Consider the following 14,237-nt stretch of genomic DNA (forward strand, 5'->3'; position numbering starts at 1 on the left):
CCAGCGCCGCGGTTGACGGATGGGGCTTTAGCTCAGCTGGGAGAGCGCCTGCATGGCATGCAGGAGGTCAGCGGTTCGATCCCGCTAAGCTCCACCATCCCCTCCATCTGACCTGACTTTGGTGTTGGCCGCGTCGGCGACCTTTTTCGGTCGATCCCGATGTGTCGATCGCGGGTCGTGGCGTGGATTGTCCTGACTCTCTCGCAGAGTTCCCTCCTCCCGAAACTGTCCTGCCCTAATGCCGATCCTTCGCATGGTCAGGCCGGTGGAGCCTGGAACCCGGATCCGGCGAGTCCTTGACGGCGGTCGTCGTCCTCCGAATGTTGCGGACACGGTGACGGGCATTCCCAGCCTGGATCGTGGGGCATTCCCGATGGCTGACGCGTCTCCCGACACCGCCGAACAAGTCGCACGCGTCCTGCGGTCGATCGAGGAGACGCAGAAATTCGTCGCCGAGCAGCGCAAGCTGATGTCCGAGCAGGCCAAGCTTCAGGCGGAAGCTGCCAAGATGGAACGCGACCGTGCGCTCGCCCCGTGGCAGATCATCGTTGCCAGCATGGCCGTCGGCGCCGCCTTCTTCGGAGCCGGTGCGGCCTTCATCAAGCTCCTGACGTGACCTCCGACCGTTTGCGGGAATGCCTCACCCTGCTCCGCTGATCGCAGCGGGGCTTGGACGAACTCCTCGGATGCGACAACCTGGCGCCGGAGGCGGCGTCCCGCCCTTCCGTCGAGACGCGAGACGGGCCGGCTCTCCCGCCGGCGATCGATGGGACACTCTGATGCGCTGCCGCAGATCGCGGTCGGCGTCGAAGCCTGACAGCCGAACGAGGAGCGAGCGACGTTGGACCGGTGGCAGGCGATGCGCATCGTCGCGAGGGTGGCGGAGACGGAGAGCTTCGCCGAGACCGCGCGCCTCCTGCATCTGAGCCCCCCGGTGGTGACCCGGGCGGTGGCGGCTCTGGAGGAGGCGATCGGCGCGCGGCTGTTCGTGCGCACCACCCGGTCGGTGAAGCTCACCGAGGCGGGTGCGCGCTACGTCGCCGATTGCCGGCGCATCCTGGCCGACATCGCCGAGGCCGAGGCCGCGGCGGCGGGCTCCTACGGCATGCCGTCGGGGTCCCTCGCGGTGACGGCGCCGATCCTGTTCGGGCACAGCCACGTCCTGCCGATCGTGACCGACTACCTCGACGCCTACCCGGCCATGACGGCGCGCACCCTGTTCGTCGACCGGCCGGTCAACCTCGTCGAGGAGGGCATCGACGTCGCCATCCGCATCGGCCACCTGCCGGATTCCGGCCTCGCCGCCGTGAAGGTCGGGACGGTGCGCCGGGTCGTCTGCGGGGCGCCGGGCTACTTCGCGCAGGCCGGCATGCCGGTGCGGCCCGCGGACCTGAAGCAGCACCGCATCGCGGTCTCGACCGGGTCCTGGGCCTCGCCCGAATGGCGCTTCAAGGACGACGAGCGGATGACCGTCCGTCCGGCGCTCGAGACCAACACCAACGAGGCCTGCATCACCGCCGCGCTCGCCGGCTGGGGCCTGACGCGGGTGCTGCACTACCAGATCGGCCCCGCCCTGCGCGAGGGCCGGCTGCAGATCGTGCTCGCCGAGTACGAGGAGGAGCCGCTGCCGATCCACGTGCTCCATCCGGAGGGGCGGCACGCCCCCGCCAAGGTGCGGACCTTCGTCGACCTCGCGGTGGCACGCCTGCGCGCCACCGAACTGCTGAACTGAACGGGCGTCAGCCGCCGAGCGGTGAAGGCACCGGCGAGACGCCCTGCGCCGCGGCCGCCCGCTGCTCGGCCGCGAGCGCCCGGGCGTAGGACGGCTCGGCTTTCAGGCCCGCCCAGTAGGTTCTGGCGAAGTCCGGCAGCTGATCGCCCAAGCCCGCGAACTCGGCGAGCATCAGGGCGTAGCCGATGCTGATGTCGGCGGCGGTGAAGCGCCCGGCGCAGACGAAGCGCCGGTCGCCCAGAACCGTGCCGAAGCCCTTGAGCCGCGACAGGAACCATCGCGAGTAGTCCTCGACGAGGCCGGGATTGCGCCGCTCCGGCGGCTCGAACCGGCCGTAGCGCAGCACCAGGGTCTGCGGGAAGGTCAGGGTCGCCTCGCCGAAATGCAGCGCGTTGAGGTAGCGGCCGTATTCCGCCTCGTCGGGTCGTACCCCGAGCCCGCCGGCGCCGTGGCGCGCCGCCAGGTACTCGCAGATCGCCGCCGATTCGGTCATCCGCGCCTCGCCGTCCTCGAAGAGCGGGATCGTCCCCAGCGGGTTGAGGGCGAAGTATTCCTTGGCATGGACCCGCGGCGGGAACGGCAGCATCGCCAGCGCGTAGGGCAGGTCCAGCGCCTCGAGGGCCCAGAGCGGTCGGAACGAGCGGGCGCCGACGCAGTGATGCAGCTTCATTTCGTCACCAGCGGGCAGTTGCCGGCCTGGAGCGGCCGGAAGGCCTGGTCGGCGGGGATGGTCGAGACCAAGCGGTAATAGTCCCAGGGGCCCTTCGACTCGGAGGGCTTCTTCACCTCGAACAGGTACATCGGGTGGGTCACCCGCCCGTCGGCCCGCACCTCGGAGCGGCCGAACAAGGGATCCTCCGCCGGCACCCGGCGCATCTCGGCCGTGACCGTCGCCGGATCCTTGCTGCCGGTCGCCTTCACGGCCTTGAGGTAGTGCATCATGCCCGCGTAGACGCCGGCCTGGACCATGGTCGGCATCCGGCCCTTGTGGCGCTCGGCGAAGCGGCGCGACCAGGCGCGGGTGCCGTCGTTGAGGTCCCAGTAGAAGGCTTCCGTCAGCACCAGCCCCTGCGCCACCTTGAGGCCGAGGGAGTGCACGTCGCTCAGGAACACCAGCAGGCCGGCGAGGCGCTGCCCGCCCTCGGCGACGCCGAATTCGGCCCCCTGCTTGATGGTGTTGATCGTGTCGCTTCCGGCATTGGCGAGCCCGATCACCTTGGCCTTCGAGCCCTGCGCCTGGATCAGGAACGACGAGTAGTCGGTCGCCGCGACCGGGTGGCGGACCGAGCCCAGCACCTTGCCGCCGTTGCGCTCGACCACCTCCGACACGTCGCGCTCCAGCGCCTTGCCGAAGGCGTAGTCGGCGGTGATGAAGAACCAGGTATCGCCGCCTGAGCGCACCATCGCGCCGCCGGTGCCGTTGGCGAGCGCCCAGGTGTCGTAGGTCCAGTGGATGGTGTTGGGCGAGCACAAAGCCCCGGTGATCTCCGAGGCGCCCGCACCCGAATTGATCATCAGCCGGTTCTTCTCGCGCACGATCTGGTGCACGGCGAGCGCCACCGAGGAGAACGGAACGTCGAGCACGACGTCGAGGTCGTCCCGGTCGATCCACTGGCGCACGATTGCAGCGCCGATATCGGGCTTGTTCTGGTGGTCGGCGGAGAGGACCCGGATGTCGAAGCCCGGGTTCTGCGCCTTGAAGTCGGCGGCAGCCATTTCGGCCGCCACCACCGAGCCCTCGCCGGCGAGGTCGGAATAGGGCCCGGCCCGGTCGTTCAGCACCCCGAGGGTGACGCGGGTGGGGCCGGCGGCGTGTGCCTGGGCGAGGGTGAGCAGGGACGCGGCGGCGAGCGCCAGGGCGCGGCCGGTTCGGCGGAGCGTGGATGTCGGCATGGTGTCCTCCCGGTTTCGTGGCGGCATCCGGTCGTTGGTCGCCGGATGTTGGAAATCGACGTTCACTGTAAGCGCCTGCTTGGCTCGAATCGTATGCGTGTCCCATCCACGACCTCATCCTGAGGTGCGAACGCAGTGAGCCTCGAAGGAGGCCTCCAGCAGCCTCTGCGATCTCTGGAGCCCTCCTTCGAGGTCAGTCCATTTCATGGACTGACACCTCAGGATGAGGTGGTGGGTGGGTTCAGGACTGATGGTTCGACAGGACGATGCCCTTCACCATCATTCCGAAGCAGCTGAGGCGGGCCCGGGACCCTGTGTGGCGGAAGTCCGGCCGCTCCCGGCTCGATCGTCGATCAGGCCGGCTCACGCCCCACCTCGCTCCCGCAGCGCCCGCCGGATGATCTTGCCCGTCGCGGTCATCGGCAGCTCCTCCACGAAGGCGACGTGGCGCGGGTATTCGTGGGCGGCGAGCCGGATGCGCACGAAATTCTGGATCTCGCGGGCGAGCTCCGGCGTACCCGCGACGCCGCCCTTCAGCACGATGAAGGCCTTCACCGCCTCGGTCCGTACCGGGTCCGGCACGCCGACGACGCCGCACATGGCGACGGCAGGGTGGCGCAGCAGGCAATCCTCGATCTCGCCGGGGCCGATTCGGTAGCCGGCCGAGGTGATCACGTCGTCGTCGCGGCCGACGAACCACAGGAACCCGTCCGGATCGCGCCGGCCGAGATCGCCGGTGATCAGCCAGTCGCCGATGAACTTGCGCGCCGTCGCCTCCGGGTTCTGCCAGTAGCCGAGGAACATCACCGGGTCGGGCCGGCGCACCGCGATGTGGCCGGTGGTCCCGTCCGGAACCGCCTGCCCGTCGCTGTCGACGATGCGCACGTCGTGGCCCGGCACCGGCCGGCCCATGGCGCCGGGGCGGGCCGGAAACAGGTCGGCGCAGGAGGAGACGACGAGGTTGCACTCGGTCTGGCCGTAGAACTCGTTGACCGGCACGCCGAGCACCGCCTCCCCCCAGGCCAGCATCTCCGCCCCAAGGCTCTCGCCGCCGCTGCCGACCGAGCGCAAGGCAAGGCCCGGATAGGGGGTGGTGCGGGCCTGGCGCATCAGCTTCATGGCGGTGGGCGGCAGGAAGACGTTGCGCACCTCGTGCTCGGCCATCAGCCGGAACGCCGCCTCGGGATCGAACTTCTTCGCGCGGTACGAGACCACGGGCACGCCGTGGTGCAGGGCCGGCAGCAGCACGTCGAGGAGTCCGCCGATCCAGGCCCAGTCCGCCGGGGTCCAGAACCGGTCGCCGGGTTGCGGCAGGAAGCGCTGGGGCATCTCGACCCCCGGCAGGTGGCCGAGGAGCACCCGGTGGGCGTGGAGCGCCCCCTTCGGGTCGCCGGTGGTGCCCGAGGTGTAGATGATGACCGCCGGGTCGTCGGCGGCGGTGTCGACCGGCACGAAGGCGTCGGAGGCCCGGGCCACAAGCGCGTGGAAATCCTCCGCCCCGTCCGCCGGCCCGTCGATGCAGTAGACCCGCTCCAGCGCTGGCAGTTGATCGCGGATCCCGGCGAGCAACGCGGCCCCGGCCCGGTCGGTCACCACCGCCTTCGCGCCGCTGTTGCCGAGGCGGTAGGCCAGCGCGTCGGGGCCGAACAGCACGAAGAGCGGGATGGTGATGAGCCCGGCGCGAAAGCCCGTGATGTGGGCGACCGCCGTCTCGGGCGATTGCGGCAGCAGCACGCCGATCCGGTCGCCGCGCGTCAGGCCGTGCGCCGACAGCACGTTGGCGAAGCGGTTCGATAGAAGGCGCAGGTCGTCGAAGCCGTATCGCCGGACCGCGCCGTCGGTGTCGAGATGGATCAGCGCCAGCGGGTTGCCCGGGGCATGCCGGTCGCAGACGTCGGTGCCGATGTTGTAGCGGGCCGGGATCCGCCAGCGGAATTGCGCCACGAGGTCGGCGTAGCTGTCCGCACGCTGCAGCATCGGCGGTTCCACCCGTGATCGTTTGTGGACCGTCGGGCGGTCCTTCGATTGAAACGATCGTTCATTCGTTTTCAGGTGTCAACATGGAGACCTGGCCGCACGCCGTGCCACGTCCCTGGAAAACCGTTAAGGCTGCGTGGCAGCTCTCCCTGCCGAGGTCGTGCGATGAACGGGCGTGACACGGGATCGACGGTGCCCATGCGCGAACGGCCCGCCGCCCGCCTCCTGGTGCTCGACGGCGAGGACCGGCTGCTGCTCTTCCGCTTCGCCTTCCGCACCGGCGCGCTCGCCGGGGAGATGTACTGGGCGACGCCGGGTGGCGGCGTCGAGCCGGGCGAGAGTTTTGCCCAAGCCGCAATCCGGGAGCTGCGCGAGGAGACAGGCCTCCCCTGCTCGGCGACCGCGCCGATGCTCGGCGAGCGCAGTTTTCCGATGAAGATGCCCGACGGCGAGTGGGTCCGGGCACGGGAGCGCTTCTTCGCGGTGCGGGCCGGGGGCGATCCCCTCTCCCGCGACGGCTGGACGCCGCACGAGGTCGAGGTCCTGGCCGAGCATCGCTGGTGGTCGCGGGCCGAACTCGCGGCGCCGGGCGTGCAGATCTACCCGGAGGATATCGTCGTGTTCCACGACGCGGCGCGCAACGCGCTGAAAGGTCCCGCGTGACGCCGCGGGACCGGGATCGATTGCCGTTAGAGGTTGGCGAGCTCGGCGTCGAGCGACGCCAGTTCGGTGCGCGCGTCCGAGATCAGGCGGGCGTGCTGGAGCTGGAGGGCGCGGCTGTTCGCGCCGAGGCCCGCCGAGGAGCGGATCTCCGCCAGGATCCGCTCGTAATCCTGAAGCTGCGCTTCGATGCGCCGGCGGCGCTCCGCGAGGGTGTGCGGCATTCCGGTTCCCCTTGGTTGTGGGGCGGGGCCGCCGCTTGAGCGGACCCGCCATGAGCCAAGCCCGGCCGCCGGAACGGCCAGGCCCTTACAGCCAAGGTCATAGATGCGGCGAGATTGCGGCACGGCCGCCCCGGATGGGGCGGCCGGCGGTCGCAACGGGTCAGAACCCGCGATAGTAGCCGCGCGGGCCGTGGCCCCAGCCGCGGTGGCCGCCCCAGTGGCGGTGGCCGAAATGGCGCGGACCGCCGAAGCCGTAGCGCGGGCCGAAATGGCGGCGGTGCCCGTACCCGTATCCGTAGCCGCGGGGGCCCCAGTGGCGGTGACGGCCGTAGTACCCGTACTGCGCCCAGGCGGTCGGCGCGGAGGTCGCTGCCGGAGCGGCGGCCGTCTCGCTCAGCGGGGCGGCGGTCGCGCCCTGCGGCAGGGCGGCGGCACCGCCAAGGATTAGGCCGGCAGCCAGAATCACGGTCTTCAGCACGTCGTCGATTCCTACTCGTGCGAGAGCGCCTCCGAGGGGAGGCATGGACGGCGGAAACGCGCGGGACCGGAAAAGCGTTGCGCGGCTCGTGCGCGGCAGGCATCGGATCGGCGCCGCGAACGTAAGCCGATGCTTAACGATACCTTGCTACCGTCCATCCGAGGCTGTCCCGACGAGAGACGATCGGCAGATGCGAGTGACGTACACGCACCACGCCCAAACCGTGATGGCGGAACGAGATCTGGACCCCGAATGGATCGAACGAACGGTTCGTCGGCCCGACCAGGTCGAGCCGGACGTGAGGGATCCGGCCCTCCTCCGGGCCTTCGCCGCGGTACCGGGATGCGGCGGTCGCGTCCTTTGCGTGGTATACAAGCCGGCGCCCGAGGGCTGCATCATCGTGACGACGTTCCTGGACCGGCGGAGGCGTGTGACGTGAAACTCAGATATGACGACGAAGCCGACGCTCTCTACGTGCGCTTCGCCGATGCCCAGATCGCCGGGAGCGAAGAGATCAAGCCGGGTCTGATCCTCGATTTCGATGCCGACGGCCGCCTCGTCGCCCTGGAGATCCTCGACGCATCGGCCTCGCTCGCGGCCGGGGCCGATATCCGGAAGCTCGGCTCCGAGGCCGCGTGAGATCGGGCCCCGTCAGGCCATCTTGAGCGTCATGTCGACCACCCGGGCGTTGGCGGCGCCCTTCACCAGGGCGATGCCGTGCTCGCAATCCTCGCGGCGGACGTAGCCCTCGCCCGAATCGGCCACCACCTCGCCGTTCTCGGCCCGCAGGCGCCAGCGCCACTCGCCCTTGCCGTCCCGGTAGAGTTCGAAGCGCATCGCATATTCTCCCGCGGTGTTGCTCTCCGACGACAGATGGGGCCGCGCGAGAGGGCGGCAACGCCCAAGGAGCGCGTTCCGGGCCGGGACATCGTCATCCGCGACGCGTCGGACGGGCCGGACGGGCCCTTGCCAGCGTGGCCATGGGGCGGCACGGTTCGCTGGGCGATTACGACGGTCGGTGGCCTTCGGGCAGCAATACCGTCTCCTCGTCGGGCAACGGGATACGGGAAGTCCGAAAACCATGATCGTGAGGACGGGAAGCGCCGGGGCCGGCGCAGCTGAGGACGGCGCACCTGGGCAACTGCATCGCCGGTCGTTCCTGCTCGGCTCGGGCGCGTGCCTGGGCGGGCTCGGTCTCGCCGGCTGCGCGACCACCGACGGGTTGAGCCTCGCCGACGCCTCGGCCCTCTACGGGCCGGTGCCGACGGAGAAGTTTCCGATCCCGGCGGTCGATGTCAGCAAGGTCAACCCGAAATACTACCGCCGGACCGTGCAATACGCCTCGAAGGAGGCGCCCGGCACGATCGTGGTCGATCCGGCGAACTACTACGTCTACCGGATCGAGGAAGGCGGCCGCGCGACGCGCTACGGCGCCAATGTCGGCCGCGACGGGTTCCGGTGGAGCGGCGACGCCTATGTCGGGCGCAAGAGCGAGTGGGCGACCTGGACCCCGCCCAAGGAGATGATCCGGCGCCAGCCGGAGGCGGCGAAATACGCCCGCGGCATGCCGGGCGGCCTCGACAACCCGCTCGGCGCCCGCACCCTGCATCTCTACCAGAACGGCGCCTACACGCTCTACACGATCTACGCCAGCAGCGACCCGGAATCGATCGGCTCGGGCATCACCAGCGGCTGCGTCGGCCTGCTGAGCCAGGACATGATCCACCTCTACAACCAGACGCCGGTGAAGACGAAGGTGGTGGTCCTGCCGGCGTGACGCCAACGCCGGCCGAAAATTTTTTCCGGCCGCGTGTCACGATCCCCATCCCTTGCCTCGTCCTGTCGTCGGACGGGCGATCGCCCGTTCCACGCGAGGAGACGGGTGTCATGAAGATCGTGGTGATCGGGGGAAGCGGGCTCATCGGCAGGCAGGTGACCGCGAACCTCCGGGAGTTGGGGCACGAGGCGGTCGCCGCCTCGCCGAGCACGGGGGTGAACGCGCTCACGGGGGATGGCCTCGCGGAGGCGCTCGCCGGGGCCGCGGCGGTGGTCGACGTGGCGAACGCGCCGTCCTTCGAGCCCGAATCCGTGTTCGACTTCTTCGAGCGGTCGAGCCGCAACCTGCTCGAGGCGGGACGGCGGGCGGGCATCCGCCACCACGTCGCCCTCTCGATCGTCGGCACCGACCGCCTCGACGGGAACGGGTACTTCCGGGCGAAGCTCGCGCAGGAGCGGCTGATCGCGGCCGCCGGCCTGCCCTACACGATCGTGCGCGCGACGCAGTTCTACGAGTTCGTCGCCACGATCGCCGAGGCGGCGGTCGCGGGCGACCGGCTCGTCGTGCCCGACGCCGATTTCCAGCCGATCGCCGCGGCCGACGTCGCGGCCGCCCTCGCCGAGGTGGCGGTCGCGGCGCCCGCGAACGGGATTGCCGAGATCGCCGGGCCGGACCGGGCGCCGTTCCGCGACTTCGTCGCCCGCCGCATCGCCGCCGCCGGCGACGGCCGGACGGTGTCGGCGGAAGGAGCGGCGCGCTATTTCGGTGCCAGGCTGGAGCGCGGATCCCTCGTTCCCGCCGACGCGTCCGCGGCGCGCCTCGGGCCGACGCGGTTCGACACCTGGCTGGCGGCGGCCTGACCCGACGGAGGATCCCATGCGCCGGACGTTCATCGGTTTCAGTGTTCTCGCCGGGCTCTTCGCCGGTTCCCTGGCCGGAGCCGCTCCCCCGGCCGCCGCGGCGGAGTTGCGGGCGGGCGAGGCCCGCGTCACGACGGTCTTCGACCATCCCCTGCCGACCGTGCCCGGCAAGAGCCTGCGCGGCGTCCTCGTCGAGTACGGCCCGGGCGGGTCCTCCCCTGCCCACCGGCACGCCGCCTCGGCCTTCATCACCGCGACGGTGATCGAGGGCGCGATCCGCAGCCGCGTCAATGACGGGCCGGAGCGGGTCTACCGGGCCGGCGAGAGCTTCGTCGAGCAGCCGGGCGACCATCACGCCGTCAGTGCCAATGCCAGCGCCACGGACACCTCCAGGCTGCTCGCGGTCTTCGTCGTCGACACGGAGGATCGCGCGCTGACGGTGCCGGACCGGCCGTGACCGCCCCCTCGCCCCCCTGCGAGGATCCCGGCGGGACGGGATCGCTCCGCCCCCGCGCCCTGTCGCAGGCCGACGCGGCGACCGCCACCTTCGAGGCCCACCGGCCCCGGCTCCTGCGCATCGCCTACCGCATGCTCGGCGCGCGCAGCGAGGCCGAGGACGTGGTGCAGGAGGCCTGGCTGCGCTGGGTCGCGGCCGACCGGAGCGCGGTCGCGGCGCCCTACCCGTTCCTCGCCCGCATCGTGACCCGGCTCTGCCTCGACCAGATGAAGTCGGCCCGCGCCCGGCGGGAGACCTATGTCGGCGCCTGGCTGCCCGAGCCGCTGGTCGAGCCGCAGGCGGAGGGGGTGGACGAGGACGACCTCACCCTGACCCTGATGCTGGCGCTGGAGCGCCTGTCGCCGCTCGAGCGCGCGGCCTTCCTGCTCCACGACGTGTTCGACCTGCCGCTCGGCGCGGTGGCGGAGGCCCTCGGCCGCGAGGCCGCCGCCGTGCGTCAGCTCGCGGTGCGGGCCCGCCGCCACGTCCGCGCGGCCCGGCCGCGCTTCCCGGTGGCGCGGGAGGAGGGCGAGCGGATCGCCCGCGCCTTCTTCGACGCTTCGACGAGCGGCGACGTCGCGGCCCTGCGCAGCCTGCTGGCGCGGAACGCGGTGCTGCATTCGGACGGGGGCGGCAAGGTCCTGGCCTTCCGCAACCCGATCGCCGGGCTGGAGCGCCTGCTGCGCCTCTTCGCCGGGGTCCGGCGCAAGTGGGGGCCGGACCGGGCCGCGATGGTCGCGCCCCTCTGGATCGACGGGCTGCCGGGCTATGTCAGCCGCGAGCGCGGCGGCGTCGTCCAGACGACGGCGCTCGCCATCGAGGACGGCCGGATCACCGCGATCTACGTCACCCGCAACCCCGACAAGCTGCGCCACGTCGCCCGCGCCGTCGGGTCCGGCGCAGAGTCCGATCGACGGTGATGTCTCGGCAGCCTGTTCGATCGACCTCTATCGATTCTCTCACCCGCCGCGTCGTTCCGGGCTCCGCTACGCGGCCCCGGAATGACGCGGAGAGCGTCGAGACTGTCGAGCCGAGTAAACAGGCCTTCACGAGCTGAGGACCGAGCCGAGGACCGAACCCGTCAGGGGTTCGATGCCCGCGGGACGGTCGTGGTCGTCCCTCACGCGCACCGGACGGAGATAGGCGCCGTCGAACTGGGCGACCGCCCGCAAGGCCGCGAAATCCGGGACGACGAGTTGCTGGCGCTTCAACGCGATGAGCCCGGAGGCGCGCAGATCCTGCAGCGTGCGGTTCACGTGCACGGTCGAGATCCCGACCGCCTCGCCGAGATCCTCCTGCGTGAGCGGCAGGAGGCAGCCGTCCTCGTCCGCCAGTCCGACCGCGCGCAGGCGGGTGACGATCTCGCACAACAGATGCGCGATGCGCCCGCGGGCGGTGTACAATCCGAAGCTGGCCGTCCATTCCCGCTGGATGGCGGAGACCGCGAGCCGGTCGAGCCAGAAGGCGCGCAGGATGCGCGGATGCGTCTCCGCCGTCGCCAGGAGGGCGCGGCCCGGGATCCGGGCCGCGCGCACCGCCGTCAGCGTGCCGACGGAGTAATTGACCACGTCCGGAAACACCGCCGCCGCGCCGCAGGCATCGCCGGGCATCACGAAGCCGATGATCTGCCGCCGGCCGTCCTCCAGCTGCTTGTAGGCGCAGGCCCAGCCGTCCAGGACGACGCAGACCTCCCGGGATTCGGCGCCGTCGATGAGCAGGTCGCGGTTGGGATCGACCCAGGCGGTCTCGTGAGCGAGCCGCCGCACCGTCTCCTCGTCGTCCGGGGAAAGAGGCGCATAACGACCGAGCTTGCGGATGAAGTGGTGCGGCACGCCCGGCCTCGCGAAGTCCGCCGGGAGTGTATGTTTCCTGACAGACCTTCGAATTGATCTGGATCAATCGTGCAGCGTGGTCCGATGCCGCCGGTCCTCACCTGCCCGAATCGATCATCAACGCCGTGCGCACGAGCTCGGCCAGGCTGCCGGCCTGCATCTTCGCCATCACGTTGGCCCGGTAGACCTCGACCGTGCGCGGGCTGATGCCGAGATCCTGGGCGATGACCTTGTTGGGCTTGCCGGCCACCAATTCGTCGAGGACCTGGCGCTCCCGCTCCGAGAGCGCGGCGACGCGCTGCCGGATCTCGTCCCGGGCGGCGTCCCGCTCGGCGCTCCGGCGCCCGCTCTCGAGGGCGGCGCGCACCGCCGCGAGGAAGACCGCGTCGTCGAACGGCTTCTCGATGAAGTCGACCGCCCCCTCCCGCATCGCCGCGACGGCGAGCGGCACGTCGGCGTGGCCGGTCATCACGATCACCGGCAGCCCGTCGCCCCGCGCCTTGAGGCGGCGCAGGAGCTCGATCCCGTCGAGGCCCGGCATGCGCACGTCGGTGACGAGGCAGCCGGCGGGGTGCGCGACCGCCTCCAGGAAGGTGAGGGCCGAGTCGTGCAGGCGCACCGGGATCCCGTCGGAGGCGAGCAGGAAGGCGAGCGAGCGACGGACCGCGAGGTCGTCGTCGACCACGTGCACCAACATCTCACCCGACATCGTCGAGCTCCCTCCGGTCGACCGCCCGCAACGTGAAGTGGAACCGCGTCCCCTCGCCCGGCCGCGACGCGGCCAGGATCTTGCCGCCATGCGCCTCCACGATGGTGCGGCAGATCGAGAGCCCGACCCCCATCCCGTGCGCCTTGGTGGTCACGAAGGGCTGGAACAGGCGGTCCGCCACCTCCGGCGCCAGCCCCGGGCCGGTATCGGCGACGGCGACCTCGACGAGGCCGTCCTCCGGCAGCGCCCGGGTGGTCACGCGCAGCTCGCGCCGGGGCCCGTCCTGCATCGCCTCGATGGCGTTGCGGATCAGGTTGAGCAGGACCTGCTGCACCTGGATCCGGTCGGCGAGGACGAGGGGCGCCCGCGGGTCGAGGGCGAAGGTGACGCGCACGCCGCGCTCCCTGGCGCCGACGAGGGCGAGCGCGCTCGCCTCCTCGATCAGCTTCGGCAGTTCCTCGATGTGGCGCTCGCCCTCGCCGCGGGCGACGAACTCGCGCAGGTGGCGGATCACCTGCCCCGCCCGCAGGGCCTGGTCCGCCGCCTGATCGACCGCGTCGGCGAGCATCGCCAGGTCGGGAGCCTGCGCCCCGCCGGCGCCCTGCATCCGGTCGAGGAGGCGGCGGCTGCCCTTGAGGTAGCTGGCGATGGCGGTGAGCGGCTGGTTGATCTCGTGGGCGAGGGTCGAGGCCATCTCGCCGAGCGCGGTGAAGCGCGACATGTGCACGAGCTCGGATTGCAGCTCCTGCAGCCGCGTCTCGGTGCGCTGGCTCTCGGTGAGGTCGCGGATGAAGCCCGTGAAGTAGCGCGCGCCCGAGGAGCGCATCTCGCCGACGGCGAGCTCCATCGGGAAGGTCGAGCCGTCCCGGCGCTGGCCGACCACGACGCGCCCGATGCCGATGATGCGGCGCTCCCCCGTGGCGAGGTAGCGGGCCATGTAGGAATCGTGCCGGCTGCGATAGGGCTCGGGCATCAGCAGGCTGACGTTGCGGCCCACCACCTCCTCGGGCGCGTAGCCGAACTGGCGCACGGCCGCGGCGCTGAAGGACTGGATGCGGGCCTCCTCGTCGATGACCACCATCGCGTCCGGGACCGTCTCCAGGATCGAGCGCAGATGCGCCTCGCGGGCGCGCAGCTCGATCTCGGCCTGGCGCTGCGCCCGGATGCTGAACACGACCCCGCGGTGGCGCACCGGCCCGCCCCCGGGATCGATCTCGACGCTGCCGCGCGAGCGCAGCCAGTCGGTCGCGCCGTCGGGGCGCACGACCCGGTAATCGACCTCGTAGGCGCCGCCCCGCGCGAGGGCTTGCCGGATCGCCCGGGCCCGGGCCTCGCGGTCCTCCGGATGGACCAGCTCCTGCGACGCCTCGAAGGTGGTCAGGCGCTCCGGCGGGACGCCGAACAGGGCCGCGCCGCTCGGCGAGACGGTCACACGGCCGGTGGGCACGTCGAGCGACCAGAAGCAGATGCCGACCTCCTCGAGGGTCCGGCGCAGCTCCTCGGCGCGAAGCGACTCGGGGGCCGGCGAGGCGGGATCCTGACCGCCGGGGGCGGGGTCTTGCCCATCAGGGGCGGGGCCTTGCCCATCCGGGGCGAAGT

General features: G+C 71.2%; 18 protein-coding genes and 1 tRNA gene. 10 read left to right on the top strand and 9 right to left on the bottom strand.

The genetic code is table 11. From position 1 onward, the window contains the following. The first annotated feature begins 21 nt into the window (after positions 1-21). From ABZT49_RS16210 to ABZT49_RS16220, 3 genes are all read left to right on the top strand, one after another. Positions 22-97, top strand: a tRNA-Ala gene (locus tag ABZT49_RS16210). Positions 98-373: 276 nt separating this feature from the next. Further along, positions 374-616: a hypothetical protein gene (locus ABZT49_RS16215; protein WP_355287102.1), complete on the top strand. Its 243-nt coding sequence runs from the start codon at positions 374-376 to the stop codon at positions 614-616. Positions 617-841: 225 nt separating this feature from the next. After that, complete coding sequence (locus ABZT49_RS16220) at positions 842-1,732, top strand: LysR family transcriptional regulator (protein ID WP_355287075.1); 891 nt, start codon at positions 842-844, stop codon at positions 1,730-1,732. A gap of 7 nt (positions 1,733-1,739) precedes the next feature. On the opposite strand, the gene ABZT49_RS16225 is transcribed toward ABZT49_RS16220, so the two are convergent. The 3 genes from ABZT49_RS16225 to ABZT49_RS16235 form a co-directional block, all read right to left on the bottom strand. After that, a complete protein-coding gene (locus ABZT49_RS16225; RefSeq protein ID WP_355287077.1) occupies positions 1,740-2,402 on the bottom strand; it encodes a glutathione S-transferase in 663 nt (220 codons plus the stop codon). After that, a complete protein-coding gene (locus tag ABZT49_RS16230) occupies positions 2,399-3,625 on the bottom strand; it encodes an ABC transporter substrate-binding protein (protein WP_355287079.1) in 1,227 nt (408 codons plus the stop codon). Before ABZT49_RS16230 ends, ABZT49_RS16225 begins: the two co-directional genes overlap by 4 nt. Positions 3,626-3,988: 363 nt before the next feature. After that, positions 3,989-5,602, bottom strand: a complete 1,614-nt coding sequence (locus ABZT49_RS16235; RefSeq protein ID WP_355287081.1) for an acyl-CoA synthetase — start codon at positions 5,600-5,602, stop codon at positions 3,989-3,991. A gap of 198 nt (positions 5,603-5,800) precedes the next feature. Here ABZT49_RS16235 and ABZT49_RS16240 point away from each other — a divergent pair, with 198 nt between their 5' ends. After that, a complete protein-coding gene (locus ABZT49_RS16240) occupies positions 5,801-6,265 on the top strand; it encodes an NUDIX domain-containing protein (protein ID WP_355287083.1) in 465 nt (154 codons plus the stop codon). Between the two features lie 26 nt (positions 6,266-6,291). Here ABZT49_RS16240 and ABZT49_RS16245 read toward each other — a convergent pair whose 3' ends face one another. Continuing rightward, positions 6,292-6,486, bottom strand: coding sequence for a hypothetical protein (locus tag ABZT49_RS16245; RefSeq protein WP_355287085.1), 195 nt, complete (start codon positions 6,484-6,486; stop codon positions 6,292-6,294). A gap of 160 nt (positions 6,487-6,646) precedes the next feature. Beyond that, positions 6,647-6,964, bottom strand: coding sequence for a hypothetical protein (locus ABZT49_RS16250; RefSeq protein ID WP_355287087.1), 318 nt, complete (start codon positions 6,962-6,964; stop codon positions 6,647-6,649). Positions 6,965-7,154: 190 nt separating this feature from the next. On the opposite strand from ABZT49_RS16250, the gene ABZT49_RS16255 reads away from it, so the two are divergent. Further along, positions 7,155-7,403, top strand: a complete 249-nt coding sequence (locus tag ABZT49_RS16255; RefSeq protein ID WP_355287089.1) for a DUF4258 domain-containing protein — start codon at positions 7,155-7,157, stop codon at positions 7,401-7,403. Then, positions 7,400-7,603: a DUF2283 domain-containing protein gene (locus tag ABZT49_RS16260; RefSeq protein ID WP_355287090.1), complete on the top strand. Its 204-nt coding sequence runs from the start codon at positions 7,400-7,402 to the stop codon at positions 7,601-7,603. Before ABZT49_RS16255 ends, ABZT49_RS16260 begins: the two co-directional genes overlap by 4 nt. A gap of 12 nt (positions 7,604-7,615) precedes the next feature. Here the strand turns inward: ABZT49_RS16260 and ABZT49_RS16265 are convergent, their stop codons facing one another. Next, positions 7,616-7,801: a DUF1508 domain-containing protein gene (locus ABZT49_RS16265; RefSeq protein ID WP_093569369.1), complete on the bottom strand. Its 186-nt coding sequence runs from the start codon at positions 7,799-7,801 to the stop codon at positions 7,616-7,618. A gap of 244 nt (positions 7,802-8,045) precedes the next feature. On the opposite strand from ABZT49_RS16265, the gene ABZT49_RS16270 reads away from it, so the two are divergent. The 4 genes from ABZT49_RS16270 to ABZT49_RS16285 all read left to right on the top strand — a co-directional run bounded on the left by ABZT49_RS16270 (position 8,046) and on the right by ABZT49_RS16285 (position 11,017). After that, positions 8,046-8,741: a L,D-transpeptidase gene (locus tag ABZT49_RS16270; protein ID WP_355287093.1), complete on the top strand. Its 696-nt coding sequence runs from the start codon at positions 8,046-8,048 to the stop codon at positions 8,739-8,741. A 110-nt stretch (positions 8,742-8,851) separates the two neighbouring features. Continuing rightward, complete coding sequence (locus ABZT49_RS16275) at positions 8,852-9,601, top strand: SDR family oxidoreductase (protein ID WP_355287095.1); 750 nt, start codon at positions 8,852-8,854, stop codon at positions 9,599-9,601. Between the two features lie 16 nt (positions 9,602-9,617). After that, on the top strand, positions 9,618-10,058 hold the full coding sequence (locus ABZT49_RS16280; RefSeq protein WP_355287097.1) for a cupin domain-containing protein: 441 nt from the start codon (positions 9,618-9,620) through the stop codon (positions 10,056-10,058). 59 nt (positions 10,059-10,117) lie between these two features. Then, positions 10,118-11,017, top strand: a complete 900-nt coding sequence (locus ABZT49_RS16285; RefSeq protein ID WP_355287104.1) for a sigma-70 family RNA polymerase sigma factor — start codon at positions 10,118-10,120, stop codon at positions 11,015-11,017. Positions 11,018-11,143: 126 nt separating this feature from the next. Here the strand turns inward: ABZT49_RS16285 and ABZT49_RS16290 are convergent, their stop codons facing one another. From ABZT49_RS16290 to ABZT49_RS16300, 3 genes are all read right to left on the bottom strand, one after another. Further along, positions 11,144-11,929, bottom strand: a complete 786-nt coding sequence (locus ABZT49_RS16290) for a Crp/Fnr family transcriptional regulator (protein WP_355287099.1) — start codon at positions 11,927-11,929, stop codon at positions 11,144-11,146. A 97-nt stretch (positions 11,930-12,026) separates the two neighbouring features. Then, on the bottom strand, positions 12,027-12,638 hold the full coding sequence (gene fixJ / locus ABZT49_RS16295; protein WP_355287100.1) for a response regulator FixJ: 612 nt from the start codon (positions 12,636-12,638) through the stop codon (positions 12,027-12,029). Beyond that, the gene (locus tag ABZT49_RS16300) at positions 12,628-14,133 is read right to left on the bottom strand and encodes a PAS domain S-box protein (RefSeq protein WP_355287106.1); all 1,506 of its coding nucleotides are present in this window, start codon (positions 14,131-14,133) and stop codon (positions 12,628-12,630) included. Before ABZT49_RS16300 ends, fixJ begins: the two co-directional genes overlap by 11 nt. Positions 14,134-14,237: the final 104 nt, after the last annotated feature.

It is taken from the genome of Methylobacterium sp. EM32, from assembly GCF_040593685.1.
In the GTDB taxonomy this organism is placed as follows: Bacteria; Pseudomonadota; Alphaproteobacteria; order Rhizobiales; family Beijerinckiaceae; genus Methylobacterium.

What these genes read in the sequence shown, in the direction of transcription:
- ABZT49_RS16215 (WP_355287102.1), top strand. Translation starts at nt 374, where the DNA reads ATGGCTGACGCGTCTCCCGACACCGCCGAACAAGTCGCACGCGTCCTG.
- ABZT49_RS16225 (WP_355287077.1), bottom strand. Translation starts at nt 2,402, where the DNA reads ATGAAGCTGCATCACTGCGTCGGCGCCCGCTCGTTCCGACCGCTCTGG.
- ABZT49_RS16230 (WP_355287079.1), bottom strand. Translation starts at nt 3,625, where the DNA reads ATGCCGACATCCACGCTCCGCCGAACCGGCCGCGCCCTGGCGCTCGCC.
- ABZT49_RS16235 (WP_355287081.1), bottom strand. Translation starts at nt 5,602, where the DNA reads ATGCTGCAGCGTGCGGACAGCTACGCCGACCTCGTGGCGCAATTCCGC.
- ABZT49_RS16240 (WP_355287083.1), top strand. Translation starts at nt 5,801, where the DNA reads ATGCGCGAACGGCCCGCCGCCCGCCTCCTGGTGCTCGACGGCGAGGAC.
- ABZT49_RS16245 (WP_355287085.1), bottom strand. Translation starts at nt 6,486, where the DNA reads ATGCCGCACACCCTCGCGGAGCGCCGCCGGCGCATCGAAGCGCAGCTT.
- ABZT49_RS16255 (WP_355287089.1), top strand. Translation starts at nt 7,155, where the DNA reads ATGCGAGTGACGTACACGCACCACGCCCAAACCGTGATGGCGGAACGA.
- ABZT49_RS16265 (WP_093569369.1), bottom strand. Translation starts at nt 7,801, where the DNA reads ATGCGCTTCGAACTCTACCGGGACGGCAAGGGCGAGTGGCGCTGGCGC.
- ABZT49_RS16270 (WP_355287093.1), top strand. Translation starts at nt 8,046, where the DNA reads ATGATCGTGAGGACGGGAAGCGCCGGGGCCGGCGCAGCTGAGGACGGC.
- ABZT49_RS16275 (WP_355287095.1), top strand. Translation starts at nt 8,852, where the DNA reads ATGAAGATCGTGGTGATCGGGGGAAGCGGGCTCATCGGCAGGCAGGTG.
- ABZT49_RS16280 (WP_355287097.1), top strand. Translation starts at nt 9,618, where the DNA reads ATGCGCCGGACGTTCATCGGTTTCAGTGTTCTCGCCGGGCTCTTCGCC.
- fixJ (WP_355287100.1), bottom strand. Translation starts at nt 12,638, where the DNA reads ATGTCGGGTGAGATGTTGGTGCACGTGGTCGACGACGACCTCGCGGTC.